General features: G+C 71.6%; 31 protein-coding genes and 1 riboswitch. Of the genes, 13 read left to right on the forward strand and 18 right to left on the reverse strand.

The features are described from left to right. Positions 1 to 5 precede the first annotated feature (5 nt). On the reverse strand, positions 6 to 161 hold the full coding sequence (locus tag DAERI_RS22380) for a hypothetical protein (protein ID WP_165794142.1): 156 nt from the start codon (positions 159 to 161) through the stop codon (positions 6 to 8). Between the two features lie 93 nt (positions 162 to 254). Here DAERI_RS22380 and surE point away from each other — a divergent pair, with 93 nt between their 5' ends. Then, positions 255 to 1,040 carry a 5'/3'-nucleotidase SurE gene (gene surE, locus DAERI_RS09590; RefSeq protein WP_103129206.1) on the forward strand — a complete coding sequence of 262 codons (786 nt, stop codon included), beginning with the start codon at positions 255 to 257 and terminating at the stop codon, positions 1,038 to 1,040. A 1-nt stretch (position 1,041) separates the two neighbouring features. On the opposite strand, the gene DAERI_RS09595 is transcribed toward surE, so the two are convergent. The 4 genes from DAERI_RS09595 to DAERI_RS09610 form a co-directional block, all read right to left on the reverse strand. Beyond that, positions 1,042 to 2,259, reverse strand: coding sequence for a permease prefix domain 1-containing protein (locus DAERI_RS09595; protein WP_103129207.1), 1,218 nt, complete (start codon positions 2,257 to 2,259; stop codon positions 1,042 to 1,044). Beyond that, on the reverse strand, positions 2,256 to 2,585 hold the full coding sequence (locus DAERI_RS09600; RefSeq protein ID WP_103129208.1) for a PadR family transcriptional regulator: 330 nt from the start codon (positions 2,583 to 2,585) through the stop codon (positions 2,256 to 2,258). Before DAERI_RS09600 ends, DAERI_RS09595 begins: the two co-directional genes overlap by 4 nt. 91 nt (positions 2,586 to 2,676) lie before the next feature. Then, the gene (locus tag DAERI_RS09605; protein ID WP_103129209.1) at positions 2,677 to 2,916 is read right to left on the reverse strand and encodes an antibiotic biosynthesis monooxygenase family protein; all 240 of its coding nucleotides are present in this window, start codon (positions 2,914 to 2,916) and stop codon (positions 2,677 to 2,679) included. Positions 2,917 to 2,941: 25 nt separating this feature from the next. Further along, positions 2,942 to 3,874, reverse strand: coding sequence for a peptidoglycan DD-metalloendopeptidase family protein (locus tag DAERI_RS09610; RefSeq protein WP_235610328.1), 933 nt, complete (start codon positions 3,872 to 3,874; stop codon positions 2,942 to 2,944). Positions 3,875 to 3,939: 65 nt separating this feature from the next. On the opposite strand from DAERI_RS09610, the gene truA reads away from it, so the two are divergent. After that, complete coding sequence (gene truA / locus DAERI_RS09615) at positions 3,940 to 4,749, forward strand: tRNA pseudouridine(38-40) synthase TruA (protein ID WP_103129210.1); 810 nt, start codon at positions 3,940 to 3,942, stop codon at positions 4,747 to 4,749. Here truA and DAERI_RS09620 read toward each other — a convergent pair. The 7 genes from DAERI_RS09620 to DAERI_RS09650 all read right to left on the reverse strand — a co-directional run bounded on the left by DAERI_RS09620 (position 4,722) and on the right by DAERI_RS09650 (position 11,289). Further along, complete coding sequence (locus tag DAERI_RS09620) at positions 4,722 to 5,402, reverse strand: class I SAM-dependent methyltransferase (RefSeq protein WP_103129211.1); 681 nt, start codon at positions 5,400 to 5,402, stop codon at positions 4,722 to 4,724. The two genes, truA and DAERI_RS09620, sit on opposite strands and share 28 nt — an antisense overlap. Further along, positions 5,399 to 6,202, reverse strand: a complete 804-nt coding sequence (locus DAERI_RS09625) for a class I SAM-dependent methyltransferase (protein ID WP_103129212.1) — start codon at positions 6,200 to 6,202, stop codon at positions 5,399 to 5,401. Before DAERI_RS09625 ends, DAERI_RS09620 begins: the two co-directional genes overlap by 4 nt. Positions 6,203 to 6,294: 92 nt before the next feature. Then, positions 6,295 to 7,188: an N-carbamoylputrescine amidase gene (aguB, locus tag DAERI_RS09630; protein WP_103129213.1), complete on the reverse strand. Its 894-nt coding sequence runs from the start codon at positions 7,186 to 7,188 to the stop codon at positions 6,295 to 6,297. Further along, positions 7,185 to 8,351: a GNAT family N-acetyltransferase gene (locus tag DAERI_RS09635; protein WP_235610329.1), complete on the reverse strand. Its 1,167-nt coding sequence runs from the start codon at positions 8,349 to 8,351 to the stop codon at positions 7,185 to 7,187. The genes aguB and DAERI_RS09635 overlap by 4 nt, the downstream gene beginning before the upstream one ends. After that, positions 8,348 to 9,424: an agmatine deiminase family protein gene (locus DAERI_RS09640; RefSeq protein WP_103129215.1), complete on the reverse strand. Its 1,077-nt coding sequence runs from the start codon at positions 9,422 to 9,424 to the stop codon at positions 8,348 to 8,350. The genes DAERI_RS09635 and DAERI_RS09640 overlap by 4 nt, the downstream gene beginning before the upstream one ends. Positions 9,425 to 9,518: 94 nt before the next feature. Beyond that, on the reverse strand, positions 9,519 to 9,779 hold the full coding sequence (locus DAERI_RS09645; RefSeq protein ID WP_103129216.1) for a hypothetical protein: 261 nt from the start codon (positions 9,777 to 9,779) through the stop codon (positions 9,519 to 9,521). Between the two features lie 97 nt (positions 9,780 to 9,876). Next, positions 9,877 to 11,289 carry a ribonuclease R family protein gene (locus DAERI_RS09650; protein WP_103129217.1) on the reverse strand — a complete coding sequence of 471 codons (1,413 nt, stop codon included), beginning with the start codon at positions 11,287 to 11,289 and terminating at the stop codon, positions 9,877 to 9,879. A 193-nt stretch (positions 11,290 to 11,482) separates the two neighbouring features. Here DAERI_RS09650 and DAERI_RS09655 point away from each other — a divergent pair, with 193 nt between their 5' ends. The 4 genes from DAERI_RS09655 to DAERI_RS09670 all read left to right on the forward strand — a co-directional run bounded on the left by DAERI_RS09655 (position 11,483) and on the right by DAERI_RS09670 (position 14,500). Then, on the forward strand, positions 11,483 to 12,352 hold the full coding sequence (locus DAERI_RS09655) for a hypothetical protein (RefSeq protein WP_103129398.1): 870 nt from the start codon (positions 11,483 to 11,485) through the stop codon (positions 12,350 to 12,352). Further along, positions 12,349 to 12,990 (forward strand): hypothetical protein, encoded by a 642-nt coding sequence (locus DAERI_RS09660; RefSeq protein WP_103129218.1) that lies wholly within the window; start codon positions 12,349 to 12,351, stop codon positions 12,988 to 12,990. The genes DAERI_RS09655 and DAERI_RS09660 overlap by 4 nt, the downstream gene beginning before the upstream one ends. 201 nt (positions 12,991 to 13,191) lie before the next feature. Then, positions 13,192 to 13,548, forward strand: coding sequence for a DUF2089 domain-containing protein (locus tag DAERI_RS09665; protein ID WP_026332563.1), 357 nt, complete (start codon positions 13,192 to 13,194; stop codon positions 13,546 to 13,548). 46 nt (positions 13,549 to 13,594) lie between these two features. Beyond that, positions 13,595 to 14,500, forward strand: coding sequence for a DUF2268 domain-containing putative Zn-dependent protease (locus DAERI_RS09670; RefSeq protein ID WP_103129219.1), 906 nt, complete (start codon positions 13,595 to 13,597; stop codon positions 14,498 to 14,500). Here DAERI_RS09670 and DAERI_RS09675 read toward each other — a convergent pair. Then, positions 14,466 to 15,026: a Uma2 family endonuclease gene (locus tag DAERI_RS09675; RefSeq protein WP_103129220.1), complete on the reverse strand. Its 561-nt coding sequence runs from the start codon at positions 15,024 to 15,026 to the stop codon at positions 14,466 to 14,468. The genes DAERI_RS09670 and DAERI_RS09675 overlap by 35 nt on opposite strands. Before the next feature lie 4 nt (positions 15,027 to 15,030). Further along, complete coding sequence (locus tag DAERI_RS09680) at positions 15,031 to 15,555, reverse strand: GNAT family N-acetyltransferase (RefSeq protein WP_103129221.1); 525 nt, start codon at positions 15,553 to 15,555, stop codon at positions 15,031 to 15,033. A 72-nt stretch (positions 15,556 to 15,627) separates the two neighbouring features. On the opposite strand from DAERI_RS09680, the gene DAERI_RS09685 reads away from it, so the two are divergent. Beyond that, positions 15,628 to 16,713: a GGDEF domain-containing protein gene (locus tag DAERI_RS09685; protein ID WP_103129222.1), complete on the forward strand. Its 1,086-nt coding sequence runs from the start codon at positions 15,628 to 15,630 to the stop codon at positions 16,711 to 16,713. A 13-nt stretch (positions 16,714 to 16,726) separates the two neighbouring features. On the opposite strand, the gene DAERI_RS09690 is transcribed toward DAERI_RS09685, so the two are convergent. Beyond that, positions 16,727 to 17,392, reverse strand: coding sequence for a flavin reductase family protein (locus DAERI_RS09690; protein ID WP_103129223.1), 666 nt, complete (start codon positions 17,390 to 17,392; stop codon positions 16,727 to 16,729). A 45-nt stretch (positions 17,393 to 17,437) separates the two neighbouring features. Here DAERI_RS09690 and xseB point away from each other — a divergent pair, with 45 nt between their 5' ends. The 6 genes from xseB (at position 17,438) to DAERI_RS09720 (ending at position 21,716) form a co-directional block, all read left to right on the forward strand. Beyond that, the gene (gene xseB, locus DAERI_RS09695; RefSeq protein WP_103129224.1) at positions 17,438 to 17,719 is read left to right on the forward strand and encodes an exodeoxyribonuclease VII small subunit; all 282 of its coding nucleotides are present in this window, start codon (positions 17,438 to 17,440) and stop codon (positions 17,717 to 17,719) included. Positions 17,720 to 17,756: 37 nt separating this feature from the next. Continuing rightward, entirely contained in the window at positions 17,757 to 18,389 is a 633-nt protein-coding gene (locus tag DAERI_RS09700; protein ID WP_103129225.1) for a lysophospholipid acyltransferase family protein, read from the forward strand. 49 nt (positions 18,390 to 18,438) lie between these two features. Beyond that, positions 18,439 to 18,508, forward strand: a riboswitch (cobalamin riboswitch). Positions 18,509 to 18,671: 163 nt separating this feature from the next. Further along, positions 18,672 to 19,538: an ABC transporter substrate-binding protein gene (locus DAERI_RS09705; RefSeq protein ID WP_103129226.1), complete on the forward strand. Its 867-nt coding sequence runs from the start codon at positions 18,672 to 18,674 to the stop codon at positions 19,536 to 19,538. Between the two features lie 11 nt (positions 19,539 to 19,549). Further along, the gene (locus tag DAERI_RS09710) at positions 19,550 to 20,575 is read left to right on the forward strand and encodes a FecCD family ABC transporter permease (protein WP_165794143.1); all 1,026 of its coding nucleotides are present in this window, start codon (positions 19,550 to 19,552) and stop codon (positions 20,573 to 20,575) included. Next, on the forward strand, positions 20,568 to 21,365 hold the full coding sequence (locus DAERI_RS09715) for an ABC transporter ATP-binding protein (protein ID WP_235610330.1): 798 nt from the start codon (positions 20,568 to 20,570) through the stop codon (positions 21,363 to 21,365). Before DAERI_RS09710 ends, DAERI_RS09715 begins: the two co-directional genes overlap by 8 nt. A gap of 3 nt (positions 21,366 to 21,368) precedes the next feature. Then, positions 21,369 to 21,716 carry a (2Fe-2S) ferredoxin domain-containing protein gene (locus DAERI_RS09720; protein WP_103129227.1) on the forward strand — a complete coding sequence of 116 codons (348 nt, stop codon included), beginning with the start codon at positions 21,369 to 21,371 and terminating at the stop codon, positions 21,714 to 21,716. 6 nt (positions 21,717 to 21,722) lie between these two features. Here the strand turns inward: DAERI_RS09720 and DAERI_RS09725 are convergent, their stop codons facing one another. The 3 genes from DAERI_RS09725 to DAERI_RS09735 form a co-directional block, all read right to left on the reverse strand. Further along, complete coding sequence (locus DAERI_RS09725; RefSeq protein WP_103129228.1) at positions 21,723 to 22,502, reverse strand: M15 family metallopeptidase; 780 nt, start codon at positions 22,500 to 22,502, stop codon at positions 21,723 to 21,725. Between the two features lie 34 nt (positions 22,503 to 22,536). Beyond that, a complete protein-coding gene (locus DAERI_RS09730; protein WP_103129229.1) occupies positions 22,537 to 24,903 on the reverse strand; it encodes a diguanylate cyclase domain-containing protein in 2,367 nt (788 codons plus the stop codon). Positions 24,904 to 24,987: 84 nt separating this feature from the next. After that, on the reverse strand, positions 24,988 to 26,568 hold the full coding sequence (locus DAERI_RS09735; protein WP_103129401.1) for an HRDC domain-containing protein: 1,581 nt from the start codon (positions 26,566 to 26,568) through the stop codon (positions 24,988 to 24,990). Between the last annotated feature and the right edge of the window lie 60 nt (positions 26,569 to 26,628).

Genomic DNA, 26,628 nt, shown 5'->3' on the forward strand with positions numbered 1-26,628 from the left:
AACCTCTATCCTCGGCGGCTCAAGGACGAGTTGAGCCTCTGGCGGCGGCGTTCCTCCCTCCGGCCTTGCAGATGAAGCCTCCAGGCCTGAACGCTCACCGCGAGGGCAACGGCAATCCCCAGGGCGAGTTCGGCGAGGAGGATGTCGAGCAGAAACGTCATGCCCCAGGGTGCCAAACAGGAGTCAAAAAAAGCTCAAAGCCAGGCCTGGCAACGCCGCATCGGGGAGCGTCCAGCCCCACGCTAGCCTGCGGCATGACCCACCCGCCACGTCCCGACCGTCCCCGCATCCTCGTCGCCAATGACGACGGCATCTTCTCGCCCGGCATCAAGGCGCTCGCCCTCGCCCTGGCCGATGTGGGAGACGTGGTGGTCGTCGCGCCCGACGTGGAGCAGTCGGCGGTGGGGCACGGCATCACCATCCGCCGCCCGCTACGGTTCAAGCACACGGCCTCGGCAGGCTTCGGGGAAATTCCCGCCTACCGGGTGGACGGCACCCCCGCCGATTGCGTGGTGCTGGGCGTTCACTTGCTCGGGCGGCCCGATCTGGTCGTCAGCGGCATCAACCTGGGGCCGAACCTGGGCGACGACCTGACCCATTCGGGCACGGTCGCGGCGGCTATCGAGGGGCTGGCGCTGGGGCTGCCCGCCATCGCCTTCAGCCAGCGCTCCGGCGAGGGCGGTGAGTACAGCTTCACGGCGGGGGCCGCCTACGCCGCCCGGCTGGCGCGCGAGGTGCTGGAGCGGGGCCTGCCGCCGCGCGTGCTGTTGAACGTCAATTTCCCCGCTCCCCCGGCCCGGGGCGTGCGGGTCACCCGGGTGGGCGAACACCGCTGGGAGGATTCCATCGTGACCCGATTGGACCCCGAGGGCCGCGAGTACCACTGGGTCGCCGGAGCCAGCCGCGCCCCCGACGCGCACGATCTGGACACCGACTACGGCGCGGTCCAAGCGGGCTACATCAGCGTGACCCCGGTGCGGCTGGACCTGACGGCCCGCGACCTGCTGGGCGAGGTCGCGGACTACGTGCCGGAGGTGTAGGTCAGGGCGCCGTATGAATCCTTAACTGGGCGGCGGGAATGGGGATCAGTTTGAGGTTCCGCAGATCAGTGGGGTCCAGCCGGTAGACGAGTACAGCGCGTTCCTTGCGTGCGGTGGCCTGGAAGAGTTGGGCTGGGGTGCTGACCAGGCGGGCGAAGGAGGTCTGGGCGCCCTCAGCCAGTGGTGCCGGGAGGAGGCCCTTTTTCACCGTTCGGACACGCAAGAGGTAGGGAAGGGAAGAACCACAGCAGCTTGCCCCGGCCCTCTTTCGAAGGATTTCCTCGTTGTTCAGGATTGCGTACAGGGTGTTCTGGGGGGCGGCTATCTCCAGGTAGTGCTGAGCAGGACCCGCCTCCTGCCCCTCTGGAACGTATGCAATTTGGAGGGGATCACGCAGCATGGGCTTGAGTTCGTCGGTCAATTTGACAGCCAGCGAGAAGGCATACATGTCCGTCGCCCGCACGGGTGTGGCTGTGGTGCCCAATTGCAGGTGAGCCGGGCCGATTTGCAGCAGAGGGTTGTCGATGCCTTGCAGGCGGATGGGAACGCTGAGGGAGGTCCGTAGGCGTTCAATCAACGTTGCGGCGTCAACGTAAAGCTCTCCAGCCACTCGTTGAGTGTCCAGCCCGAGGTCCAGGCTCTGGGCGTCCTTTTCCCCGGGGAATCCCAGCTCCAGGCGGGTGTCGGCAATGGTCTTGACCGTGACGCCCCCAGTTCTGAGGGCGGCGATCAGGTCAGAGAGCAGCAGGAGATGGTTGGCCGGGGTGGGGGAAACGTGGGCGCGACACTCGGCTTCCAGAGCGGCGCGTCCCCCGGGTTGCGCCAGCCTCCTGCGCAGGTCGTCGGCGTCCTTCTGAGGAAGCTGTTTCAGAAACGCCTCGTCATAGGTGCAGGTTTGTATCCGGGGATCGGGAACGGCCCGCACCGTCGGCACCTGCGCCAGCGCCTGCACGCCGAGCAGGGTAGCGACTCCGGCGAGGAGCGCGGCGCGGACGGCTTGCGGGAGGGTATGCACCCGGTTCAGGTCCCGCGCGATGGCGTGCGGGCTGCCCAGATCGCGCAGGGCAGCCCGCAGGGCTTCCGCCTCGCCCAGGCCCAGCAACCGGTAGCGGTACACCTTGTCCTCTACGGCACCGCGCAGTTCCGTCCGCGCGTCCCGCCGCTTCTGGCCCCACAATCCCAGGGTGGCGCGGTTCAGGTACGCTTCCGTCTCCCTCATGCCTGGCTCCCGATCACGCCGCGCACGGCGGCACTGAAGCGTTCGTAGCGTTCGCGCTGGCGGCGCAGTTCCTCCTGGCCGCCCGGGGTCAGGGCGTACACCTTGACCGGGCTGCCCCCCCGCGGGAGGAGCTGGAACTCGCCCCTGATCCATCCGGCCTTTTCCAGGCGGTGCAGGGCGGGGTACAGGGTGCCCTCCCGCAGGGTGAAGTACCCGTCCGTGCTCGCCTGTACGTCGGCGATGATCTGTCCTCCGTACCGCGGCCCCTGTTCCAGGGTGGCGAGCAAAAGCAGGTCGAGGTGGCCTTTGAGCTGCTGGGCGTCCATCAGGCTTCCTTTCTCCATCGGGGGAAGAGGCATAGCTAACCGATGTATGTGCATCGTAAAGCCAGGGGCATAGGAAAGCAAGGGTACAAAACTACCGCGCTTCCAGAACCTCAAAGACCCAGGCCCGCGCCCCCGCAGGCAGGGGGAGGGGCGGTGCCTGGCCCGCCCAGCGGCTCGCCACCAGGGCCAGGCCCGGCTGGGCAGGGCTGACCAGGAGTTCGGCGCCCAGGAAGCCCGGCAGGGCGGGCAGGGCGTTCAGGAAGACGCGCAGGGCGTCCTCGGCCTGATCGCCGCGAACTTCGGTGTAATGGACCTGGGGCCTTGGCGTCACGGGCTCAGCCTACGGCCCGGGCCGCTCACTCGCCGTACAGCTTGAGGGGGTCTTTCGGGTTCCAGCGCAGGTAGGTGCCGAAATGCAGGTGCGGCCCGGTGCTGCGGCCTGTGTTGCCCACCCGGCCGATGACCTGCCCGCGCACCACCCGGTCGCCCGCGCGGGCGAGGTTGGCGCTGAGGTGCGCGTAGCGGGTGATCCAGCCGTCCGGGTGTTCAATCACGATGGTCCAGCCCCAGCCCCTCTCGAAGTCGGCGCGGGATTCCAGCACCCGGCCCGAGCGGGCTGCCCGGACAGTCGTTCCCTCGGGCGCCACGATGTCCACCCCGTAGTGCATCTCGTGGTCCCCGTCGATATTGCGCTCGCCGAAGCCGCTGCTCACGTACCTGTACCCGGATACCGGCCACAGCCACCCCGATGATGAGGGAACCGCGGACACCCGGATGGACGCGGTGCGGACGGTCGCCCCCTGGGCGGGACGGCCCGCGCTCCTGGCCGCCGGGGTCCGGCTCGCCGCGCTCGGCAGCCGCGCGGCCACGTTGCGCCCGGGGATCTGAACGACCACCCCGGCCCGCAGCGGGCGCCCCGCGTCGATCCCCGGGTTGGCACGCAGCAGTTGCGAGAGGGTGAAGCCGTAGCGGTGCGCGATAACGGTCAGGTTCTCCCCGCTCTTCACCCGGTGCGCCTGCCCCGGGAGCTGCCGGTTGGGAATTCGCAGCACCTGCCCGGCCTCGACATGGTCGGCATTTCGCAGCCGCGGGTTCGCGGCCTTGAGCGCCGAGATGCTGATGCCCGCGCGTTTCGCTATCACGGTCAGGTTGTCGCCGGAACGCACTCGGTAGTTCGTCGCGGCGCTCGCCAGGCCCGCCAGGACAAGTATCCCGGTGGCCAGCAGATGCCGGGCCGGGGCCACCCGCGTGCTCGACCTGGCCGGGCTCTGGATGAGAGGGGAATTCACAATCTTTAGCATAAGGGTGGGGCAGTGAGCAGGACGTGAGAAACGCGGGGCGCTACCCTGCCGCCATGACCTCGCCCCCCGCCTACGCCCCGCCCCCCGGACTGAGGCGCCTGCGTCTGCTGCTCGCCTGGGACGGCGCGAGTTTTGCCGGGTGGCAGGCCCAGGCGAATGCACCCAGCGTGCAGGCCACCCTCCACGCGGCCCTCGTGCGCCTCGGCGGGGAGGGCGTGGCCCGGCCAGTTGCGGCAGGCCGCACCGATGCGGGCGTTCACGCGGCGGCGATGCCCGCCCACGTGGACGTGCCTGGGGAGTTCCGTATCCCGGTGGAGAAACTCGCCCGAGCGCTGAATGCCCATCTGCCGCCCAGCGTCGCCGTGCTGGAGGCGGGGCCAGCTCCCCCCGGCTTTCACGCCCGCTTCTCCTGCACCGAGCGGCGATACACCTACCTGCTCCTGGCCGCGCCGCAGCGTCACCCGCTATGGGCCGGACGGGCGCTTCACGTGCCCGGCCCGCTCGACGTACCCGCCATGAATGCCGCCGCCGCCCGCCTCATCGGCACCCACGACTTCGCCGCCTTCGCCACGCAGGAAGACCGGCAGACGGTGCGGGAACTGCGCGCCCTGGAGATTCGGCCCGGCCCCCCCGTTCCTGGCGGCGGAATCCGGGAAGTCCACGTCGCGGGCGAGAGTTTCCTGCGTCACATGGTCCGGGGACTGGTCGGCACCCTGCTCCTCGTCGGCCAGGGCAAGCTGGGGGAGGAGGACGTGGCGGACATCCTCGCCGGGCGCGAGCGGGCGCGGGCCGGGGCGAACGTGCCCGCGCATGGGCTCATGTTCGTGGGGGCGAGCTACGACTCCCCGGCGAGGACGATGTAACGTTCCTCCCGGTACGAGAGGCCGCGTGGGGTAACTTCCGCCTCCCAGTCCCCGCGCCGCGCCGTCTCGCCCATGAATTCGCAGCGCAGCCGCCAATCCTCCCAGGTGGGGGCCCAGGCGCGCACGGACACTCTCCATTCCCCGAGCACCGCCCAACCGATAGCTCGTAGGCGTTCGGGCACCCGCGGCACGTCCAAGCGGGGACCCACGTAGAGGAACCGCGCCCCCGCCGCCGCTGCCGTGGGCAGGTGCGGGATGACGCTCGTGGGGCCGCGCCGGGACACGATGAGGTCGAAAGGGCCGCGCAACGCCTCTGGAACCTCGCTCTTGCCGTCCCAGAGGTGGAACTCGGCCTGCGGGGCGTTCTGCCGGGCGAGTGCGAGCAGTTCCGGTTCACGGTCGTAGGCGACCCAGCGGGCGCAGGACGGACCAAACCTCGCCGCGTCCGGCCCATGCCCGCACCCCGCCTCCAGCACCCGTGTTTCGGGCGTCAGATGCTCCAGCAGCAGCGCGTCGAAGGTCAGCTCCGGGTCAGGGCCGCCCAGCACCCGTGTCCAGGGGTGACGGTACTCACCCAGCTCGCGGGCCAGCCGGGCGTACCACTCGCGGGAATGGGGAAGGTCGGAGCGGTGGGAAGGGGATGGGCGCCTCACAGCGGGGCGTGACCCACGGCCAGCAGGTGGGCGCTGACGCCGAACAGGCTGGGGTCCCTCTCCGTCCGGCGGATCACGTCAAGCAGCCGCTCCCGGCGTTCCCCGTCCGCCCAGAGAGTGTCGAAGTCGGGCACGACGTTGCCCAGGCCCTCCACCGCGTAGAGGTCGGCGTCCTGGAACCCGGCCTCCCGCAGCTCCCCGCTCAGTTCCTCGGGGCGGTGGAAGTACGCGGTCGTGAACCAGCCCAGGGTGGGGTCCGGGGGCTCGTGGGGGCCGCCCTCCAACGTGGCGTTCCGCATGTGCCGGAAACGCTCGTCGGCGTCTAGCCCGGCCAGCAGGCCGTCCAGCGTGCTCGCCGTGCGGGTGATCGCTGCCGCCAGCAGCACCCCGCCGGAACGCAGACAGCGCCGCGCCTCCCGCAGGGCCCGCACCCAGTCCTCCCGCCCGGTGAGGTGGTAGAGCGGCCCCAGCAGCAGGACCCCGTCCGCCTGCCCCGGCGGATAGGGCAAGGCCCGCGCGTCCCCGAGCGTGATGGAGGCGAGCCCCGGCAGCGATGGGTCCCCCCGCACCCGCTCGATATGGGTGGTCGAGGCGTCGAGCAGATGCACCGTGTAGCCCGCCTCCAGCAGCCAGCGGGCATAGGGCCCAGTTCCCCCGCCCACGTCGAGCACGACAGCAGGAGACGGGGGCAGAAAACGCTGCACCAGTTCCCGGGTGCGCTCGAATTCCAATCGGTTGCTGCCCCGCGTCAAGCGGTCATGTTCCCGGTCCTGCCCGTAGTACGCCGCAACTCTGTCCATAGGGCAGCGTAGGGGAGAGGGTCGGGCGAGGGCATCGGCCGGATGGCGGGGGGTCGAGGATCATCTTCCTCGGCCCCCCATCCCTTGCCGGATTACCCCCGCCGCGTCACCCCATCCGTCGTGAGCAGCGTGCCGTATAGGTCGGGGCGGCGATCCCGGAAAAAGCCCATCCCAGCGCGGAACTTTCTCGCCTCGGTGAGGTTCAGCGTGTGGGTCAGCGCCCCCTCGTCCTCCTCGCCGAACTCGGCCACGATCTCGCCCGTGTAGTCGGCGATGAAGGTGTGGCCGTAGTACGTCTGGGTGAGGTCGCCGACGCGCTCGGTGCCGATGCGGTTGCAAGACCCCACGTAGGTGGAGTTGCTGACCGCGTGGCCCTGCATGGCCCGCTGCCACATCTGGTAGTTGTTCGGCGTCTCGACCTCGGCGGGCTCGGTGCCGATGGCGGTGGGGTAGAGCAGGAAGTCAGCGCCCAGCAGCATCATCGCGCGGGCCGTTTCCGGGTACCACTGGTCCCAGCAGATGCCCACGCCCACGCGCCCGAAGCGGGTCCGCCAGACCTTGAAGCCGGTGTCGCCCAGCGCGAAGTAATACTTCTCCTCGTAGCCGGGACCGTCGGGGATGTGGGTCTTGCGGTAGTTGCCCAGCACGCTGCCGTCGGCGTCGATACACACCAGCGAGTTGTAGTGCGCCTGCCCCGCCCGCTCGAAGTACGAGAGCGGCAGCACCACGCCGAGTTCGGCGGCTAGGTTCTGGAAGCGGCCGATAAAGGGGTGCCCTTCCAGCGGGTGCGCCAGCTCGAAGTAGTCCTCGCGCTCGACCTGGCAGAAGTACAGGTTCTCGAACAGCTCGGGGAGGAGGACAACCTGGGCGCCCTGCCGCGCGGCGTCCCGGATGTGGGCCTCGGCGCGGCTCACGTTGTCCTCCAGCCTGTCGGTCATGTGCATCTGGATCACGGCCAGGTTCACGTTCTGCGGCGTCCGGGTCATGCCTCATCCTCCCTTAAATGGAGCCCTAGGCGGCGGGCCACCTCACCTTTGGGGTGGGTGAGGCCGCTGCGGGTGTCCATGTAGTCGCGGTAAACGTCGTCGAAGGCGTGGATCAGGACGGCCATCACGCCGTGCCCATCCACCTGGAGCCCCTGAAGGCGGAAGCCCGCGCGCAGTTTGGGGATCAGCACCGCGTTGTTCGTCGCGTGGTGGTGGCTGCGAACGAGGCGGTAGCCCTCGGCCCCCAGCGCGGACAGCACCACCGGGAGCAGCCGGGTGTAGAGGCCCTTGCTGCGGTGGGCGGGCAGGAACGCCGTGTTCACCATGTACGCCGTCCGCGCGTCCCACTGGCGCGAATACTGCCAGCCCGCCACCTCGCCCCCATGCGCGATCAGCCAGGCGTAGCGGGGCACCTCCGGGCTGGAAAACGGGGCAGGTTCGGCCCAGTCGAAGGACACCGAGGCGTAGGCAGCGTCCTCCAGCCGCGCGTACACGTCCCCGTAGACCTCGTAGGGGACGCGGTGGAGAGTGTAGCCGCCGCCCAGGTCCACGCCCTCCCCCTCGACCTCTGGCAGGGGTACGGGGGGAATGGTCGCCGCCGCGTCCGCTCCTGTCTCCGGGACGTTCAGCCCCAGCCGCCTCGCCGCCTCGCCCGACGGCTGCCGAAAGCCGCTGCGGACATGCATCGCCTCCCGGTACGTCGGGTCCAGGCTGAGGGTGAGCGCCACGTTCAACCCGCCCTCGTACAGATTCAGGCCCTGGAGGAAGAATCCGGCGCGCAGCTTGGGGACGATGACCCGGTTGTTCGTCGCCCGGTGGTGGCTGGTCACGAGGGTGTACCCGGCGGACCGGTATGCGGCGAGGACGTGCGGGAGCAGCCGGGAGTACAGCCCCCGCCCCTGGTGCTCGGGGAGAATCCCCGTGTCCGCCATGTAGACCGTCCGCTCGCCCTGCTGGTGCGCGTGGTGCCAGCCGATCAGGTCCCCGCCGTGGAGGAGGCCCCACTGGAAGGTTTCGCCGGGCGGGGGTGGGGTCTTGGCGGGTGGGTCGAAGGCGTACCCCCAGGTGCCGCCGAAGATGCGGTTCTCCAGCCGGGCGCAGGCATCCCGGTAGAGGTCGTAGGAGATGGGCCGGGCCTCGTACCCGTCGCCCAGGGGAATCACTCCCCCGTCCACAGCGTCCCCGCCGGTTGCTGCTGGGTCATGCAGTGGAAGGAGCCGCCGCCCTCGATGATCTTCCGGCTCATCAGGCCGATGACTTCACGACCGGGGAAGAGGGGGCGAAGCACCTCCAGCGCCCGGGCGTCGTTCGGGTCCCCGTACTGCGGCACGACCACGAAGCCGTTGCCGATGTAAAAGTTCGCGTAGGTGGGGGGCAGGCGGCCCTCGGCCCCTTCCAGACGGTTGACCGGCAGCGGCAGCTCCACGATGCGGAAGGGCTCGCCGTTCAGGTCCGTCATCCCTCGCAGATCGGCCAGATTCTTCTGCATGGTCGGGAAGTTGGCGTCCCCCTCGTCCCCCGCCACGCTCGTCACAATCGTCCGCTCGTCCGTGAAGCGGGTGATGGTGTCGATGTGCCCGTCGGTGTGGTCGTTCTCCAGGCCGCCGTTCAGCCAGAGAAGCTTTTGTATGCCCAGAGTTTCGCGCAACAGCGCGGCGTAGCCTTCCTCCGTCAAGCCCGGATTGCGAGTCGGCGTCAGGAAGCAGGAACGGGTCGTCAGGCCCACACCCGCGCCGTTCACCTCCAGCCCGCCGCCCTCCAGTATCTCGGGGCGGTCCCAGTGGGGGAGCCCCAGGAACTGCGCCACATACTCGGGCACCTGGTCGTCGTTCTGCCAGTGGAACTTGCCGCCCCAGGCATTGAAGCGCCAGTTCACCAGGGAGACCCGGCCCCGCCCGTCCCGCACGAAGATCGGCCCGTTGTCCCGAATCCACACGTCGTCCAGCGGGACGCGGTGAAAGGTCACGTCCACATTCCCCAGCCGCCCCCGCGCGTCCGCCTCGCTCTCATCGTCCCGCACGAGGAGGTGGACGGGCTCGAAGCGCGCGATGGTCCGCACCAGCTCCGCGAACTCGTCCCGCACGCCCGCCAGGTGGCCGAACCACAGGTCGTCGCCTTGCGGCCAGCTCATCCAGGTTGCGGCGTGTTCGGCCCACTCGGGGGGCATGGTAAAGCCCCGCTCACGGGGCGACGGGGCGGTGGGAGGCAGGTGCGGGGCGGCGTTCACGGCGCGCATTGTCGCATCCCCGAGTCTGGGGAAGGTGACGCTTGCTGCCTGGGGCTGTCCTAGGTTTTAACGAAGGGGTCTTGAGCCGTAGCTCCGCATTTTCTCATCCCAGCAGCGAGAAGTCGTCGGGGCAGGCCAGCGCGCGGAAGTGGGCGGCCTTCTCGGTCAGCCCCATCTGCTCGTAGCAGGCGGCGAGCTTGAGGGCGAAAAACTCGACGGCGCGGCAGTCCTCACGGCGCTCGGCGGCTTCGAGGCACTCACGGTAGTAGAGCACAGCGAGGTGGTACTGCGCTCCCGACGCAGCGTGTTCAGCTCGGCAGTGACTCATCCTGAGGGACACGATGTCGTTGGGCACGCCGTTCATGGCCCTGAGTGTAGACAGGTCGGTGACCAGATGAATGCAAGGTGAACCCGATTCTGCCTTTTGGACTCGGCACAAGGAGGATGAAAGTCCCGACGCTTCACACCACCCGGGCCCGCACGGCGAGGGTCGGCAGGTCCACCTCCGTCAGCCGGACCTTCAGGGCCGTGCCTGCCGGGGCCGGAGTGCTCACGGGCAGGTCGAGGGCGAGGTCGGGGATCAGCAGGGTCGCCTGCGGGCCGCGCCGGTCCACCACCACGGCGTCCCACTCGCGTTCCGGCTGCGCGGCGATGAAGCGCAGGGTGTGGTGGCGGCGGCTGAGGCGCTCGGCCTGCCGGGTGGCGTCGGCGTTCATCTGGGCCTGGGCGACGCGGGCGGCGACCTCCTTGCCGGAGAGGGGGTCCGCACCTGTCAGGTGCGCCCGGAGTTGCTGATGCACCACCAGGTCGAGGTAGCGCCGCATCGGGCTCGTCGCCTGGGCGTACAGGTCCAGGCCCATGCCGTGGTGCGGCCCCGGCGCGGGCTGGAAGCGGGTGCGGGCCAGCGTCTTGCGCCGCGCCCAGTGGGCGTTCAGCGTGTCGCCCCGCACGTCCCGTGTCGGCGCGTCCTGAGTGGCGAAGGGCAGGGGAATGCTGTGGTCGTCCGCATAGATCGCCGCCGCCCACCCCGCCAGCGTCATGCACTCCTGCACCACCGAGCGCATCTCCGGCTTGGGGAGGGGGGTGACGCTCGCGCCCCCCGCGTCGGCCTTCACCCGCACCTCGGGCAGGTCGATGGAGAGCGCCCCCTCCGACTCGCGCAGGGTGCGGCTCGCGCGGGCGAGGCGGGCGAGCGTGACGAAGGGTTCCTCGCCCGCCTCCAGCCTCTCCTGCGCCTCCGTATACGTCAGCCGCGTCACCCGCACCCGCGTCAGCGCCACGTCTACCGCCTCCGCGTTCCCGTCCTCGTCGAGGTCGAGCGAGATGGAGAGGGCCGGGCTGGTTTCCGCCAACCCCAGGCCCGCGCGCTCAACCAGGGCGTCCGGCAGCATCCCGATGGTCTGATCGGGGAGGTAGAGGGTGGCCCCCCGGGAGCGCGCCTCCTCGTCGAGCGGGCTTCCCGCCGGGGCGAGGGCGGCCACGTCCGCCACATGCACCCACAATCGGGTCAGGCCGCCTTCCAGAGGTTCGATCCCTACCGCGTCGTCCGGGTCGCGGTTGCCCTCGTCGTCAATCGCGTAGGCGGGCAGGTGGGTGAGGTCCAGGCGGCCCTCCTGCGGGTCCTGCTCCTCTGGAAAGGCGGGCACGGGCAGCGTCACGGGCGTCAGGGCCGCCCCGAGGCGGTCGGCGTAGGGCGTCCTCGCCTCGGTCCACAGGCCCAGCCGCAGCAGCAGGGCGTGGGCCGCCTCGGGGGTCTCGGGCTGGCCCAGTTCCCGCAGGGTCCGCGATTTCTCCTGCTTGCCGCGGGCAACGAGTTCCACCTCCGTGCGCTGCGCGGGCGTCAGTTCGGGGAGGGCGGGCGAGGGGGCAGTCATCCCCCGAGGATACGGGGAAGCGGGCCGATGGGAAGAATGGGAAGTAGAGCTTGATACTCCTGCGGCGAAACTGCCCAAGTCCCCCGAAATCTCCTCCGTCGGGGTGCCCCTCCACCTCTCCGAATCAGAGAAGTGAAAGCTGCACTTGACATTCTTTGAGGAAGATGTTTCTATGTTTCCAAAGGAGGAGCGCATGAATGAACACGTGGACGAGGGTTTCCGTGCTCAGGTGGAGCGTCTGGTGGCCGAAGGCAAACTCACCCCCGAGGAGGCGGCCGGGCTGCTGGAGGGGATGGTGGAGGAGCCCCCCGGCACAGCAGAACTGACCGCTCTCCCCATCGCGGCCGATTCGGGAGACACGCCCCCCGATCTGCTCCTGAAGGTCAGCGGGTACAACTTGACGGTGATTCAGGACGGGGAAGTGGGCCAGCCCCAGCTCAGCGCCAACCGCGAGGGCCTGCTCCGCCTGACGGCCACACCGGAGGGCTGGGAGGTCGCGCGCATTCACCGCGGACCGGTGCATGGCGAGACCCTGCGGGCCATCCTGACCGTGCCCTTTGCGCCCCGGCATGTCCGGGCGAAGGTCAACGGCGGCAACCTCACGCTGCCCGACATCGGCGGCGAGATGCTGGCGGACGTGAACGGCGGAAATGTCCGCATGGGCCGCGCGGCCAGCCTGCGGGCCGATGTGAACGGCGGGAATTTCAACGCCACTGAGATGGGTGGCCCGACACACCTGAGCGTGAACGGCGGCAACCTGACGCTGGAGGGCGCCCAGGCGTTGAACGCCAGCGTGAACGGCGGGAACCTGCGCTGGGCCGGAAGCCTCGCCGGGGGGAACCACCGCCTGGAGGTGAACGCGGGGAACGCCACCCTGCACCTGCTGCCCGGCAGCAGCGTCCGCTTCGAGGCTGACGTGACCGTGGGGACCTTCAAGGCCGATTTTCCCACCCAGAAGAGTGGCGGTTTCGTCAACACGCGTTACCACGGGCAACTGGGCCGTGGGGAGGCTCTCCTCTCGTGCCGGGTGGCCGCCGGACAGGTCAAGGTCGTGACCGCATGAAAGAGAAAGTCAAACGCCTGCTCGACCTGGTGCGCGCCGGTCGCCTGAGCCTGGAGGACGCCGGGCCGCTCCTCGCCGCCCTGAGCCCCCGCCTCGCCCTCACGGACAGCGACCGCGAACTCATCGCGTCCCTGCTCGCCCGCGAGGACCTGGACACCGGGCAGGTCGCCGACCACCTGCTGCTGCTGCGCGGCGTGCGTGACACGCCCCCGTCGCCGCCCTTTCCCCCCAGGGCGCCGCGCGCCCCCGGCTGGCCGGGTGTGGACGGGTGGGTGGACCGCTTCACCGACAACATCGAGGGCTTCGTGGACCGCATGGAGGACACTGTGGAACGTGCCGTCGAGGGCAGAGGACCCCGCTCCCGTTATTCCTACGCCTATCCCGGGCCGGGCCGGACCTCCCGCCTCCTGCGCATCCAGGTCGAGTCGAACGAGGGGGACGAGTACACCGCCAACCTCCCCGTCAGCCTCGCGCCGCACCTGGGCAAGCTGATCCCGCCGCACGGTCGGGAGGCCCTGGAACGCGCGGGCCTGAGCATCGAGGCGCTGCAACTCCTGATCGAGGCCGACCCACCCCCCGGCGACCTCATCGAGACCGAGGACAACGAGGGCAACAGCGTCAAGATCAGCCTGAAGTGATACGAAATTGCGGTGAGTCGAAGACGAGGAGCGAGCGGAGCGGGCGGCAACGAAGACCAGCTTGTGGCGATGGAAGAACATTCGGTGTCTTGTCCGAATGTTCTGGAATCAGAGCAAGCCGGTATGAGGGAGAGGGTGCGCGGCCAGCCGAACGAGGGAAATGACCCCGCACCCCCACCCGCCCGCCGCGTACCCTGAGCCATGCCCAGACCCCTGCCCCTGCCCTTTCCCGACGAGACCGAGGCCCCGCTCGTCACCGAGCTGCGCTTCCCCACGAGCGGCGTGACCGTGCGCGGCGTCTTCGAGCTCAACGAGTTCGCCACCCTGTCCCCCGAGAACCTGGACTTCCTGCGGCTGTACATCCGCGTGCGCGGCAACCTGAAGGAGGTCGAGCGCGTGCTCGGCATCAGCTACCCCACCGTCCGCGCCCGCTTCGACACGCTGCTGCGCGCCATCGGCTACGAGCCCGAACTCGCCGACCCGCAGGCGGAGGTGCTCGAACGCCTGGAGCGCGGCGAGATCACCCCGGACGAGGCGGCCCGGAAGCTGCGGCGGTAAGGGGACGCGGGGTGGGGTCCTTTCCCCAAGGTCGAGAGGTCAACACTTGAACACCTCCCCCGCCCCCCTCGCCCCCGCCACCGGAGCTTTCGACGACGTGCAGCGGTTCTGGGCCGCCGTGGATGCCAGCGAGCGCCGCGCCCTGCCCCTTGAGGACACCTTAGAGCAGATGTATTTCGGGCGACTGAGTCAGGCCCTCGCCCAGTTCACGGCCTGGGCTGACCTGACCCCGTCGCGGCTGGCCGAGACCTACGGCACGCATGAGGCCTACTTCCGGGCGCTCGGCCCCCAGCCCGGGCGGCTGCGGGAGGAGCTGCGTATGGACTCGCTGTACACGGCGCTCCGGGCGCTCTTCCCCGAGGCGGTTCCGGCACGGGTGAACTTCGTCATGGGCGACTTCTCCTGCGCGGGCACCGTGGCCCCGGGTCAGATTCTGCTCGCCCTGGAGTTCTTCCCCCCGGTCGAGGCGTGGCCCCTCGCCCTGCCCCACCTACCGCTCCCGGGGCCGCACGCGCTGCCCGCCCGGCTGGCCCACGAGCTGGTGCATGTGCAGCAACTCGCGCGCTGCCCGGACCTCGCCCTCGCCGAGCCGACCGTGCTGGAACTGGCCCTGCTGGAGGGCGCGGCCGAGTACGTCGGCGAACGGCTGAGCGGCGGGCTGACCGCCCCGCACGCGCATCTGTTTGGCCAGATGAACGCCGCCGAGGTCTGGGCGGCCTTCCGCGAGGAGGCGGATTCGCGCGACGGGTCCGCCTGGGTCCACGGCAGCCCTGCCCGCCCCGAGTGGCCCGCCGACCTTGGGCACTTCGTCGGCTACGAACTCTGCCGGGCCTACCACGAGCGGCACGCGGCGGAGGCGAACGTCATCCGGGACATCCTCCACGCTTTCGAGTCCCCCGAACGGTTCCTCCTCCCGGTCAGAGAACGCCCCGGTAAATCTCGTCCAGGGTGATGGACCGGCCCAGGCAGGGGAGATCGATGCTGCCGCTGCCGCTCAGGTCCTGGAGTGCCCACCCGCCCGGCCCCCGACCGTAGGCGTACACGCGCCGCTCCCGCTGCTCCACGATCAGGTATGTCTGGAGGCTGGGAATGGCCGTGTACACGCCGTACTTGCCGAAGCGGTCGTGGGCGGCGGTGCTGTCGGACAGAACTTCCACCAGCAGGCAGGGGGAGGTCTTGGCATATCGGTCGTTGTCATTCCGGTCGCAGACCAGCATCACGTCCGGGTAGAAGAAAGAGGCGCTGTCCTCCACCCTCAATTTCATGTCGTTCTGGTAGAGGCGGCAGCCTGCCCGGACGGCGTCGGCGTACAGCACGCCGAAGATGTTTCCGGCAATCAGCACGTGCGGCTCGCTGGCCCCCGCCTGGGCATGCAGCGGGTAGACGAAGCCGCCCACGTACTCGCGCTTGTAGGGGCTCTTCTCCTCCGTCCGCAGGTACTCCTCCACGCTCATCGCTCGGGGGGCGGGGTCGCTCATGCGTCTATCGTAGCCGCGCCAGGTCGTCCCACACCAGCCGCACCTCGCGCAGCTCGCCGCCGGGGACGCTCTCGGTCTTCTCGCCCGCCTCGCGGCCTCCCCGGCGCAGATACCACTCCCGGGTGGGGTTCTCAGCGAGGACCCATAGGGCCAGACTCCGGTGTCCACGTGCGTGCAACTCCCGGGCCAGCGCCGAGAGGAGGGCCCGCCCCATCCCCTGTCCCTGCGCGGCCTTCAGGGCATAGAGCGTGAACAGTTCCGCGTCGATCCCGGGATGGTCGCGGGGCGGCCCGGCGGACGCGAACGCCACGACCTCCCCACCCCGCTCGGCGACGAGGACGACCTGGGCCGGGTCGGCGGTGGCCCCCTCCCACATCCGTTGCCGCCGCTCGCGGGCCGCGCCGTCCGTCACCCGGTCCAGAAAGTCCTGCGGCATCCGCCCCGTGTACGTCTCCCGCCAGCTCGTCACGTGGACGTGGGCGATGGCCGGGGCGTCGGCGGGTGTGGCGGGCCGGACGGTGAAGGACATGGCCCAAAGGGTAGCTGGGCGGGCGGCCCGGAGTTGCGAAATCTGTCAGACCTTCCTGCTTACCCTGGACCGATGGTGCGGCCCGTGCCCGGCGACGCGGAGGAGACCCCGGAATTCCAGTTCCGGCACCGCTCCCTCCTCGTCATCCTGGGGTGCGTGCTGGGCGCGTCCATCGTCACCCTGTGCGTCTCGGGGGCCTGGCTGTTCACGGCCCTGGACCGCCTGGTGCTCAGCTTTATCGTGGTCAAGAACGCCGTGCTGTTTGTCTGGCTGTGGCGCAGGCCCCGGGCGCTGGTGCGGGTGGGCGTCCTGGAACTCCTGTTCGAGGGCATCGGCGGCGTCGGCAAACTGTGGCTGGCCCTGATGGTCGATCAGACGGCCTACAGCCTGGGGGGCTACTCCTACTGGCTGATGCTGAACTACTTCATCGCCGCGCTGGTCTGGCGAGGTCGCGCGGCCCTGTGGGTGTCCCTGGGCTGGTTCGCGGTGCTGCTCACGCTGGGGGGTCTGTACTGGTTTTCCCCCGGTATTCCGGGGGGCACCAAGCAGCAGTACGGCAATACCCTCCTCCAGCTCTACCTGACGCACGCCACCCTGATCGCGTTCCTGACCCTCCAGGGCGGGCTGCTGCGGCAATACCTCCTCGCCATCCTGAGGGCCGAGCGCCACGCCCGCCTGGCGCACCTCGACGGGCTGACGGGCCTCGCCAACCGGCGGCAACTGGAGGAGTGGCTGCGGCTGGGCCGCGAGCGGGCGGAGGGAACCGGGCAGGACTGGAGCGTCATCCTCTTCGACCTCGACCACTTCAAACGGGTGAACGACACCCACGGGCACGCCGCCGGGGACGAGGTGCTCCGGGCCACCGCCGCCGCCGTCCGGGGGGTGCTGCGCAACGGCGAGTACCTGGGCCGCTGGGGGGGCGAGGAGTTCCTGGTGATCCTCCCGGGGGTGGGCCAGCCCGCCGCCGCCCGGGTGGCCTCGCGCCTTCAGGCGGCGGTGGCCGCCGCGCCGCATGGGGGCGTGGGGCCGGTGACGGTCAGTTGCGGCGTGGCGCAGGGCGCCCCCGGGGAAAGCGTCCCGGCGCTGCTCGCCCGAGCGGACGAGGCCCTGTACGCGGCCAAGCGGGGGGGCCGGGCCCTGGTGGAGGTGGCGGGCTGAGCGCGGCTCCCGCTCAGCCGCCCGCCTTCTCCTCCCGCGCCCGCCGCCACGCCACGTAGCTCACCCGGTCGATGGTGAAGGTGTCGCGCGTGCGGGTGTACGTACCCCGGCCCCCCATCCGCCCCACCAGGTCCAGGGCGGCGGTGTCCACGTACATCCGCGCCTCGTCGAGCAGGGCGTCCCCGCGCAGGTGCAGCCCCAGCACCTCGCCCAGGATTACGCGGGTGCGGCCGATCAGAACGGTTTGCACCTCGCGGCATTCCAGGGCGGCGGGGCTCCCGGCGACACGCGGCACACGGACCGAGACGCCCGGGGCGAGGGCTACCCCCAGCGTGTCCGGCTCCGCCATCCCGTGCGGAAAGTCCGTCGCGGTGGCGTTCATCAGGGGCGCGAGGTCGGCGCTCACGAGGTTCACGGTGAACTCCCCCCCGGGGCCGATGTGGAGCGCGGTGTCTTTCGGCGTGCCGTCCGCCCGGTCGCCGGGCCCGAAGGCCACGACCGCCGGGTCCGACCCCATCAGCCCGAAGTAGGAGAAGGGGGCGAGGTTGACGTGCCCGTCCGCGCCCAGGGTGCTCACCCAGGCGATGGGGCGGGGCACGACCACGTTCGTCACGAGCTTGTAGCGGTCGGCGGCGCTCAGGGCGGTGAGGTCGAAGTGGAAAAAGGGAGGCGGGGTCATGGCTCAGGGTAGCGGCCCCCGTCAAGGCCGCACTATCCTCGGCGGGTGCCGGAGAAGACCCCGTCCCTGAGCTACCGCGCGGCCTACGCGCGGCTCTCGCGCATCGCCGCCGAGCTGGAGACGGGCGAGGCCGACCTCGACCGCGTGCTGCCGCTGCTGGAGGAGGCCCGCGCCGCCTACGCCGCCTGCCGGGGGCGCATCGAGGCCGTGCGCGCGGTGCTGGCGGGCGAGTGGGGGGGCGCGGAGACGGACCCGGAGGATGAGGACGACGCGGACGAGGCCGCCGAAGACGGGGCGGAGGACGACCCCTACGCCGACCCGTTCTGACGCGCCTCCCGGGCGGCCGGGGGCGTATCCTCGCCTCATGAGTGACGCCCGCCCTTCCACCGCCACCCCCGCCGAGGGGGCCCGGGTGCCCCGGGTGATCCCCTGGGTCTACCGCCTGGTCGTCTTTACCACCACGCTGCCCATCTTTCTGCGCGGCCAGCGCGTCGAGATTCATGGCCGCGAGCACGTCCCGCCGCCCGGTACGCCGCTGATCGTGGCGGGCAACCACCGCACGGGCTTCGACCCCTTCCTGATCGCGTACAGCCTGCCGCCAGGCCGCTTTCTGCAGTTCATGGCGAAAAAGGAGCTGTTCGTGCCCGTGATCGGGGACATCATCCGGGCGGGGGGCTCCTTCCCGGTGGACCGCAGCGCGAATGACCTGGGGGCCGTGCGGACCAGCCTGCGCATCCTGCAAGCGGGGGGCACGCTCGGCATCTTCCCCGAGGGCACGCGCGGCGGCGGCGAGATGCAGGGGGGCGTGGCCCTCCTCGCGCTCAAGGGCAAGTCGCCCGTGCTGCCCGTGGGGCTCAGCCGCCAGGGCAGGCGCTGGATCGTGCGCTTCGGCGAGCCGCTGCCGCCCACGGGGGGCATGAAGGCCCTGACCGCCGCCCTCGGCGAGCGCCTGGCCGAACTCGCGCAGCCGGTGGGCGAAAGGGTCAGCGGGGGCTGAGGGCCGGTCACAGTGCCCCCGAGGGGCTATAGTGGCGCCGACGGAAGCGGGGGAAGCCGGTGGAACTCCGGCACTGTCGCGCAACGGTGACCGCTCGTGGGGCGGAAGTCCGAACACCCGCCCCGTCCCGGCCCGCGCCGCAGAGGCGTGGCCGGTGGCCTGACCTCTCGCGGAAAGAGGGACCGCCCGGACGATCCCCATGAGGGTCACAGCGTCTGGATGTGTTCACTTCCGCCCCCCACCCGGGGCGGCTTCGTTTTCCCTGAGGGCAAGGAGGAACGTATGAAGACCCTTCTGACCCTGACCGCCACCCTCGCCCTGACCGCCACCGCGGGCGCGACGAGCTATCCCCTCACTCTGACGGACGACCTGGGCCGCAAGGTTACCCTGAAGGCGGAACCGAAACGGATCGTCAGCGTGCTCCCCAGCACGACCGAGACGCTGTGCGCGCTGGGCCTCTGCGACCGCCTCGTGGGGGTGGACGACTACAGCGACTTTCCCCAGCAGGTCACCAAGCTCCCGAAGGTGGGCGGCCTGTACAACCCCAACATCGAGGCGATGGTGGCGCTGAAGCCCGACCTCGTGATCGTGAGCAAGTACGGCAAGCTCGTCGAGCCGCTCACCCAGGCGGGCGTGACGGTCCTGGCGATCAACCCCGAGACCTACGACGAGGTGTTCTCCAAGACCCTCACGCTGGGGCGGGTCGTCAACCGCGAGGCGCAGGCGAAACAGCTTGTTCTCAACATGCGCCGGGACATCGCCCGGGTCGAGATCCTGACGAGGAACGCCGTTCGCAAGCCCACGACCTACCTGGAGATCGACCCCACCCCGTACTCGGTCGGGCCGAACTCCTTCATGGGCGTGCTCCTCACCAAGGCGGGGGCGCGCAACATCATCCCTGCCAGCATGGGCGACTTCCCCAAGGTGGACCCCGAGTTCATCGTGAAGGCGAACCCTCAGCTCATGCTGGGGCTGGATGCCAAGGCTGCCGCGGGCCGTCCCGGCTGGAACACCATCCAGGCCGTGAAGGCGGGCCGGGTGCTGGAGATTCCGAAGGAACTCGACACCATCCTCAGCCGCCCCGGGCCGCGTCTGCCGCAGGCGCTGCGGGGCCTGGCCCGCCTCGTCCACCCCGAACTCTTCAAGTAAGGCGGTGAGCCGTGAGCCTTGAGGGGGAGGGGCGGGTACTCCCCGTTCCCACACGCGGGCCGCGACGCCTGGGCCGCACCGCCGCGCTGGTGGCCGTGCTGCTCGCCGCCGTCGTCCTCGCGGTGGGGCTGGGGAGCGTCACGATTCCGCCCGGTGACGTGCTCGGCGCCCTGTGGCGGGGCCTAAGTGGCGCCGACCTCGCCGGGAACGACGTGATCGTGTGGCAGATTCGCCTGCCGCGTGTGGCGATGGGTGTGCTCGTCGGCGCGTGCCTGGCCGTGTGTGGCGGCGCCTTTCAGGGCGTGTTCCGCAACCCGCTCGCCGACCCCTACCTGCTCGGTGTGGCGAGCGGGGCGGGGCTGGGCGCGACGGTCGGGATCGTGGCGGGGTGGCCGCGGGCGACCATTCCCCTCGTCGCGCTGGGCACGGCCCTGGGGGCGGTCGCGCTGGCCCTCGGCCTCGCGCGGGAGGGGCGGCGCTTTCCGCCCACCCGGCTGATCCTGGCGGGGGTGGTCGTCGGGAGCGTCCTCAGCGCCTTCTCCACCTTCCTGATCCTGCGCGGCGAGGACCGGGCGCGGCAGGTGCTCGCGTATACCCTGGGCGACCTGGGCTTCAGCGGGTGGCGGGACGTGGCGACGGTGCTGCCGTATGCCGCCGTTGGCTGCGGCGTGCTGATCCTGCTCGGCCGGGCGCTCGACACCCTGGGGCTCGGGGACCTGACGGCGCGCAGCCTGGGGGTGCCCGTCGAGCGGCTGCGGCTGCTCGTCGTGATCGCCGGGAGCGTGGCGACCGCCGCCGCCGTCGCGTATGTGGGCATCATCGGCTTCGTGGGGCTGATCGTGCCGCACGTCGTCCGGCTCGCGTGGGGGGCGAATCACCGCGTCCTGCTGCCCGTCTCCGCGCTCATGGGCGGGGCGCTCCTCGTGCTCGCGGACCTGCTCGCGCGGACGACCATCCTCTCGCAGGTCGGGGTGGTCACGACGCTGCTGGGGGGACCGTTCTTCCTGTGGCTGCTGCGGCGGGGACGGCATGAGTAGGGCGGTGGGCGCGGACACGCTGGAGGCCCGCGACCTTCACGTCCGGGCCGGGAGTTTCCCGGCGGTGCGTGGGGTCAGCGCCCCTTTCCGGGCCGGGCAGTTCGCCGCCGTGATCGGGCCGAACGGGGCGGGGAAAAGCACCCTGCTGCGCGCGTTGCTGGGCCTGAACCTCCCGGAGGCGGGGGAGGTCCGCCTCTCTGGCCGCCCTCTGCGCGAGTGGCCGCGGGCGGAACGGGCCCGCCGCCTCGCCTACCTCGCGCAGGGGGAGGCGCTGCCCCTGGACGCCCGCGTGCGCGACGTGGTGGCGCTGGGGCGCGGGGCGGGCGAGTGGCGCTGGGGCCTGATCCCCACCCGGCCCTGGACCCGGGCCGACGAGGACGCCGTGACGGACGCCCTGACCCGCACCGACACGCTGGGATTTGAGCATCGGCGCGTGGCGGAACTCTCGGGCGGTGAGCGGCAGCGGGTCAGCCTCGCCCGCGCGCTCGCCGGGCAGCCGCGCTTCCTGCTCCTCGACGAGCCGACGAACCACCTCGACCTCGCCTACGGGCTGGAGGTGATCCGCCACGCCCGCTGCGAGGCGGCGGGGGGGCTGGGCGTGATCGCCGTGCTGCACGACCTCAACCTCGCCGCCCGGGCCGACTGGCTGCTGCTGCTGCACGGGGGCCGGGCGCTCGCGCAGGGCACCCCGGAAGAAGTCCTCACCCCGGCGAACCTGCACGCCGCGTATGGCCTGCAGGCCCGCGTGATGCGGGACGCGGGGCGCCTCATCGTGATCCCGGAGGATTAGCCGATGCCGCCGAAGTTCTTTCCCACCCGGGGCCACCTCCTCGTCTGCCAGGGACCCCATTGCCAGGCAAGGGGCTCCAGCCTCCTGTACCGCGCCCTGTGGAACCACCTCGAACGCTCGGGCCTCGCCTACTACAAGAAGGGCGGCAGCCTGCGCCTCACCGAAAGCGGCTGCCTGGGCGCGTGCTCCTACGGCCCGACCGTCTGCGTGTACCGCCAGCGGGGGGGCGGGCTGGAGGAGGGCTGGTACGCGGCGACCGACTTCCCCCTGGCCGCGAGGATCGCGCAGGCCGTCCATGAGGGGGTGGAGTTGCCCGCCGAGCACAAGTACGGGCCGGAGGGGGAGGGGTAATCGGCCTCAACGGCACGTCCCCGTCAGCTCCGGGCGGTACTCGAAGTGCATCGTGCCGTGGTGATACCAGCGGCCCCCCCAGATCCAGCCGTGCCGCTCGAACACCCGCACCAGGGTGGGCGGAAGGCGGTTGCGGTAGCGAATCCCGGCCTGCCCCTCGCGGTAGCCCTTCCAGAGCCAGTAGTCCGAGTAGGCGGTGTTGAGGTCGATGGCCGCCCCCAGCGCGTGCAGGCTCAGGCGGGAGGTTCCGGCGATCTTCCGCCACACGAACGCCCCGGCACTCGGCCGCGCGTAGGGCAGGAGGGCGGGCTGACGGGCCAGTTCCGCCGCCACCGCCCGCAGGGACGCGGCGGCCCCGTTGACCCGCGTGACCCTGAGGACCTGCCCGAACCAGTTCACGGTGTCCAGGTGGGCCGCCACTTCCTGCGCCGAGCCGCCGTACATCCGCTGGAAAAGGGGCTCGTAGCGCACGCGCCCGGGGTCCTCGTTCCGGGCCGGAACCCGCAGGGGCTGACACGCCGGGTACACCGTGTCCAGCTTGTCGAGGAGGCCGGGCCAGTCGAGGAGGGCGGAATAGCTGGCCGCCCTCGCCCGTTCCAGCGGCATCCGGGTGCCGTCCTTCCAGACGAGGAGATCGCCCTGGACGCGCGACAGGAAAGAAGGGTAGGCCCGGACGAGCCGCCCGGCCGCCAGCCGTTCCCCCGGGGTGAGGCTCGCGGCGAGGCTGCCGGGCAGCAGGAGGGCGGCGAGGAGGGGCGTCCAGAGCCTGGGGGAAGAGCCTCCCATGCCTGCAAGGTATGCCTCTGGCCGGACAACCTGCTCAGCAGACCTGGAGGGCCCGTTTTCCGGCCTTGTCCGCGTACATCCGCAGGTCGCTGAGGCGGACGAGTTCGGCGGGGTCCTGGGTGTCGGCGGGGAAGCAGGCCACGCCCGCGCTCGCGTCCACCTCCCCGAAGCCCGCCGCGCGGGTCCGGTCCACGGCGATCCGCACCCGCTCCAGGATGATCGCCGCCTCGTTCGGGCCCACGCTGGGCAGCACGACCGCGTACTCGTCGCCGCCCAGGCGGTGGACCCGGTCCTCCTCGCGCAGGCACTGGCGCAGGGCGCGGGCGAACTCGCGCAGCAGGGCGTCGCCGCGGGCGTGCCCCAGTGTGTCGTTCAAGCGCTTGAGGCCGTCGAGGTCCACGGAGAGCACGGCGACCGCTGCCCCCAGGCGCCGCGCCCGGCTGAGTTCCGCCCCCAGGTCGATCTCGAACGCCCGGCGGTTGCCCAGCCCCGTCAGGATGTCGGTGCGGGCGGCCGTCTCCAGGCCCTGCACGTGGCGCTGGCGCTCCACCCCGGCCCCCAGCGTGCGCGCCGCCGCCGCGAGCAGGCTGCGCTCGAAGGGCGACCACTCCCCGAAGGGACCCGTCCGGTACACGCCCAGCACCCAGGCCCGCTCGGGGATGTCCACGGCCACCGGGAGCAGCGCGGCCCCCCGCAGCCCGCTTCCCGGAAAGGTGGCGGACAGCCCGGGCGCGGTCAGGAAGACCGCCCGGCCCTGCAGGACCCCCGTGGCCTCGACCTGCCCCACCGGGAGGTCCCAGGTGGGGAGGGGGAGGTCCCCGTGGGTGGCGAGCGGGCGCATCCGGTCCCCCGCGCGCTGCCACAGCACGAGCGTCCCCTCGCCGAGCGCGCGGCCCACCGCCGCCAGGGCCGCCCCCGCCAGATCCTGCGCGCTCGCCTGCCCGTCCAGCAGGTGGGCGAGCTCCAGCAGGGCCTCGGCCTGCTCGCGGGCCCGCACGGCCTCGCGCTGGGCCTGCACCGCTGCCGTCACGTCGTAGCCGGTGCCGACCAGCCCCACTGGGCGCCCCCCGGCATCGTGCAGCGGGGCGTAGTGGGCCTCGAAGATCCGCCCCCCCACCGCCACCTGGGTGGTGAAGCTCTCCCCGGCGAGGGCGCGGTCCAGGTTGGCGAGGACCGCCGGGTCCCCGGCGAACACCTCCCGGACCGAGCGGCCCACGAGTTCGGCGGGGTTCGCCCCCAGGGCGGCCAGGCCGCGCCCCTCGACGAGGGTGAAGGTGCCCGCCGCGTCGGCCGTCCACAGGATGACCGGGGCGGCCTCCAGCGCGAGGCGCAGCCGCTCCTGGCTCTCGCGCAGGGCGGCCCGCGCGGCGCTCTGGCTCAGGCTCTGGCGCACCGCCCGGCTCACGGCGTCCACGAGTTGCCGGTCGCGCGTGGTCCAGGGCCGCTCGCGGTGCAGCCGCAGCAGGGTCATGACGTAGGTGGCCTCCCCCTCGCGCCCCAGGCACACGCTCGCCGCCGAGCGCACCCCGGCGGCCACGAGGTCGGCGTGCGCCCCGGGCTCCCGCGCGTAGTCGGAGACGAACTGGGGCACGTCGCACTCGGCCACGCGCCACAGCAGGCCGCCCTCCTCCCGCCGCAGCTCCCGGGTGGCCTGCCCGGCGAGGTCCCGGCCCGCCGGGCTGTGCCAGGCGCCGCGCGAGGTGGCCCGGTCCCCCCGAACCACCACCAGCCCGCCCCAGTCCACGTCGAGGGCGGCGCCGGTGAGTTCGACGATGTGCGGCAGCAAGTCCCCGGGCGGCAGGTCGAGGTCGGTGAGGTCGCCGATGCCCCGCAGGAGCTGCGAGAGACTCAGGGCGTCTTGCAGGGTCCGGGCCTGCGTCTCCCGAACCTGGGCCGCGCGGTCCGCCTCCTGCCTCCCCAGCCGCAGCTCCAGCTCGTCGATCACGAGCGCGGCGAAGTCCTTGAGCGCGGCGCGTTCCTGGTCCGAAAAGCCCGCCCGCGGCCGCTCGTCCAGGATGCACAGCGTCCCCAGCGTGTGCCCGTCCGGGGTCACGAGCGGCGCCCCCGCGTAGAAGCGCAGCCCCGGCGCCCCCGTCACGAAGGGGTGGAGCGCGAAGCGGGCGTCGGCGGCGAGGTCCGGCACCACGAGCACGTCGAGGCTGTGCAGCGCGTGGGTGCAGAAACTCAGCGAGCGGTCGGTCTGCCGCAGGTCCAGCCCGAAGCAGGCCTTGAAAAAGGTGTGCTGCGACCCGACCAGCGAGATCAGGGAAATGGGGACCCCGAAGAGCCGCGCGGCCAGCGCCGTGAGCCGGTCGAAGGCCGCCTCGGGCAGCGTGTCCAGCACCGCGTAACGTTCGAGGGCCGCCAGCCGCTCCTGTTCCCGGGCCGCAATCGTCTCCATCCCCGCCAGCCTAGGCGGGGGCGTCTGTCACGGCTCTGACAACTTTTGCCGCGCCAGCACGTGAAATTTTCGGCTTTGCCGGGCCTACCCCCGCACGACCTCCAGGATCTTGTCGCCGTACTTCCGCAGCCGCTCCGGCCCCATGCCGCGCACCGCCCTCAGGTCGTCGAGGGTGTAGGGCACCCGGCGGGCGATCTCGGCCAGGGTCGCGTTGCTGGCGATGATGAAGCGGCTGACCTCCTGGCGCCTCGCCTCGGCATTGCGCCACTCGCGCAGCCGGGCATAGATCGCGGCCTGCTCGTCGGTGAGGTCGGCGGCGGGGTCGAGCGCCCCACCCTCGCCCGAGGTTGTGGGCAGGTCCGGGGTGAGGTCGGGCGCGGTGGGGGCGGGCTCGGGCTCGGGTTCCGCGGGTTGGAAAGGTGCGGCGTCCTCCGTCGGCACGTCCTCCACCTCCGGCTCGGGCTCCGGGGCCGGGGCGGTGGCGAGGGGCGGCTGGACCTCCAGCTCGGGCTCGTCCGGCCCGCCGCTGACGGGTGTGGGGAGCGGGGTGGGGCTCTCGGGCTCGAAGTCGCTGAACACGATCTCGGGGGTCCAGGTCACCTCCTCCTCGGCGGGGGGGGCGGGCGCGGTGGGCGCGACATCCTCCACCGGCGGCGCGTCGAAGGTCACGCGGGCCGGGGGCTCGGGGGCGTCGGGGAGGGCCTCGTCCGGGCGGGGGAGATCGGGTTGGGGCACGGGTGAACGGACCTCCCGCTCCTGCCTTGGGCGTTCGGGGCGGCTGTCACGCCCGGGGACACGGGCCGTGGGCTCAGCCTCCCTGACCTCCGCCAGCTCGCGCACGAGGGGCAGCGGGTCCGCCACCGGCCGGGGCTGGCCGCGCAGCAGGGCGAGGGCCGTCTCGGCGTCTTGCAGGCCGGGGGTGAAGACCACGCCGCCCTCCACGCTGCGGGTGGCGGCGAGCACCCCCCCGGGGAGCCAGGGGGTGTCGGGCGCCGCGTCGGGCGGCAGGAGCAGCGCCGTGGGCCCGAAGGGCAGCGCCCCGCCCCCCAGCCGCTCGGCGAGGAGCCCCACCGTGCGCGCGCCCCGGGCCAGCCGCAGCGGCAGCGTCGCCACGTCGCGCAGGGCGAGCGCCACCGTCACGTCGGCGGGCGCGGGGGCAGCGGGGGCGGGGGCCCCACCCGTTCCGAAGAGCAGCGCCAGCTCCCCCTCGCTGAAGCCCGTCAGTGTGACCCCGTCGCGGTACACCACGTAGGCCGCCCCCCGGGTGAACCACCCGCCCCCCGGCGCCAGGGTGGCGTCCACGATCACGGGCACCCCGGCCCGCTCGGCGCGGCGCAGCAGCCGCTCGTCGGGCTCGGCGAGCCAGGCGGCGCGGGCGCCGGTCCAGTCGGCGTCCAGCCCGGCGGCGGCCAGGCCCTGCTCGGCCAGCGCCGCGCGGTTTACCCCCAGCCGCTCGTCCACCCGCACCACGCCGGGCCCCAGCAGCCGGGCGAGTTGCCGGGCCAGGGCGGCCTCGCCCGCCAGCGTCAGGCCCCAGTCCGCGCCCTCCAGGGCGGCGAGCGCGGCGCTCAGCCGGGCATGAGGGTCGCCGCGCTCGGCGTGCAGGCCCACCAGCCGGGCGTCGGGTCGGGGATCGGGGCGGGGAAGGTCAGGCGAGTCCGTCATGCGCCCCATTGTGCCGCACGGGGCCGACATGGCGCGGAGGACTTGCGCGGGAAAGGGTTC

This window comes from Deinococcus aerius (assembly GCF_002897375.1).
In the GTDB taxonomy this organism is placed as follows: Bacteria; Deinococcota; Deinococci; order Deinococcales; family Deinococcaceae; genus Deinococcus; species Deinococcus aerius.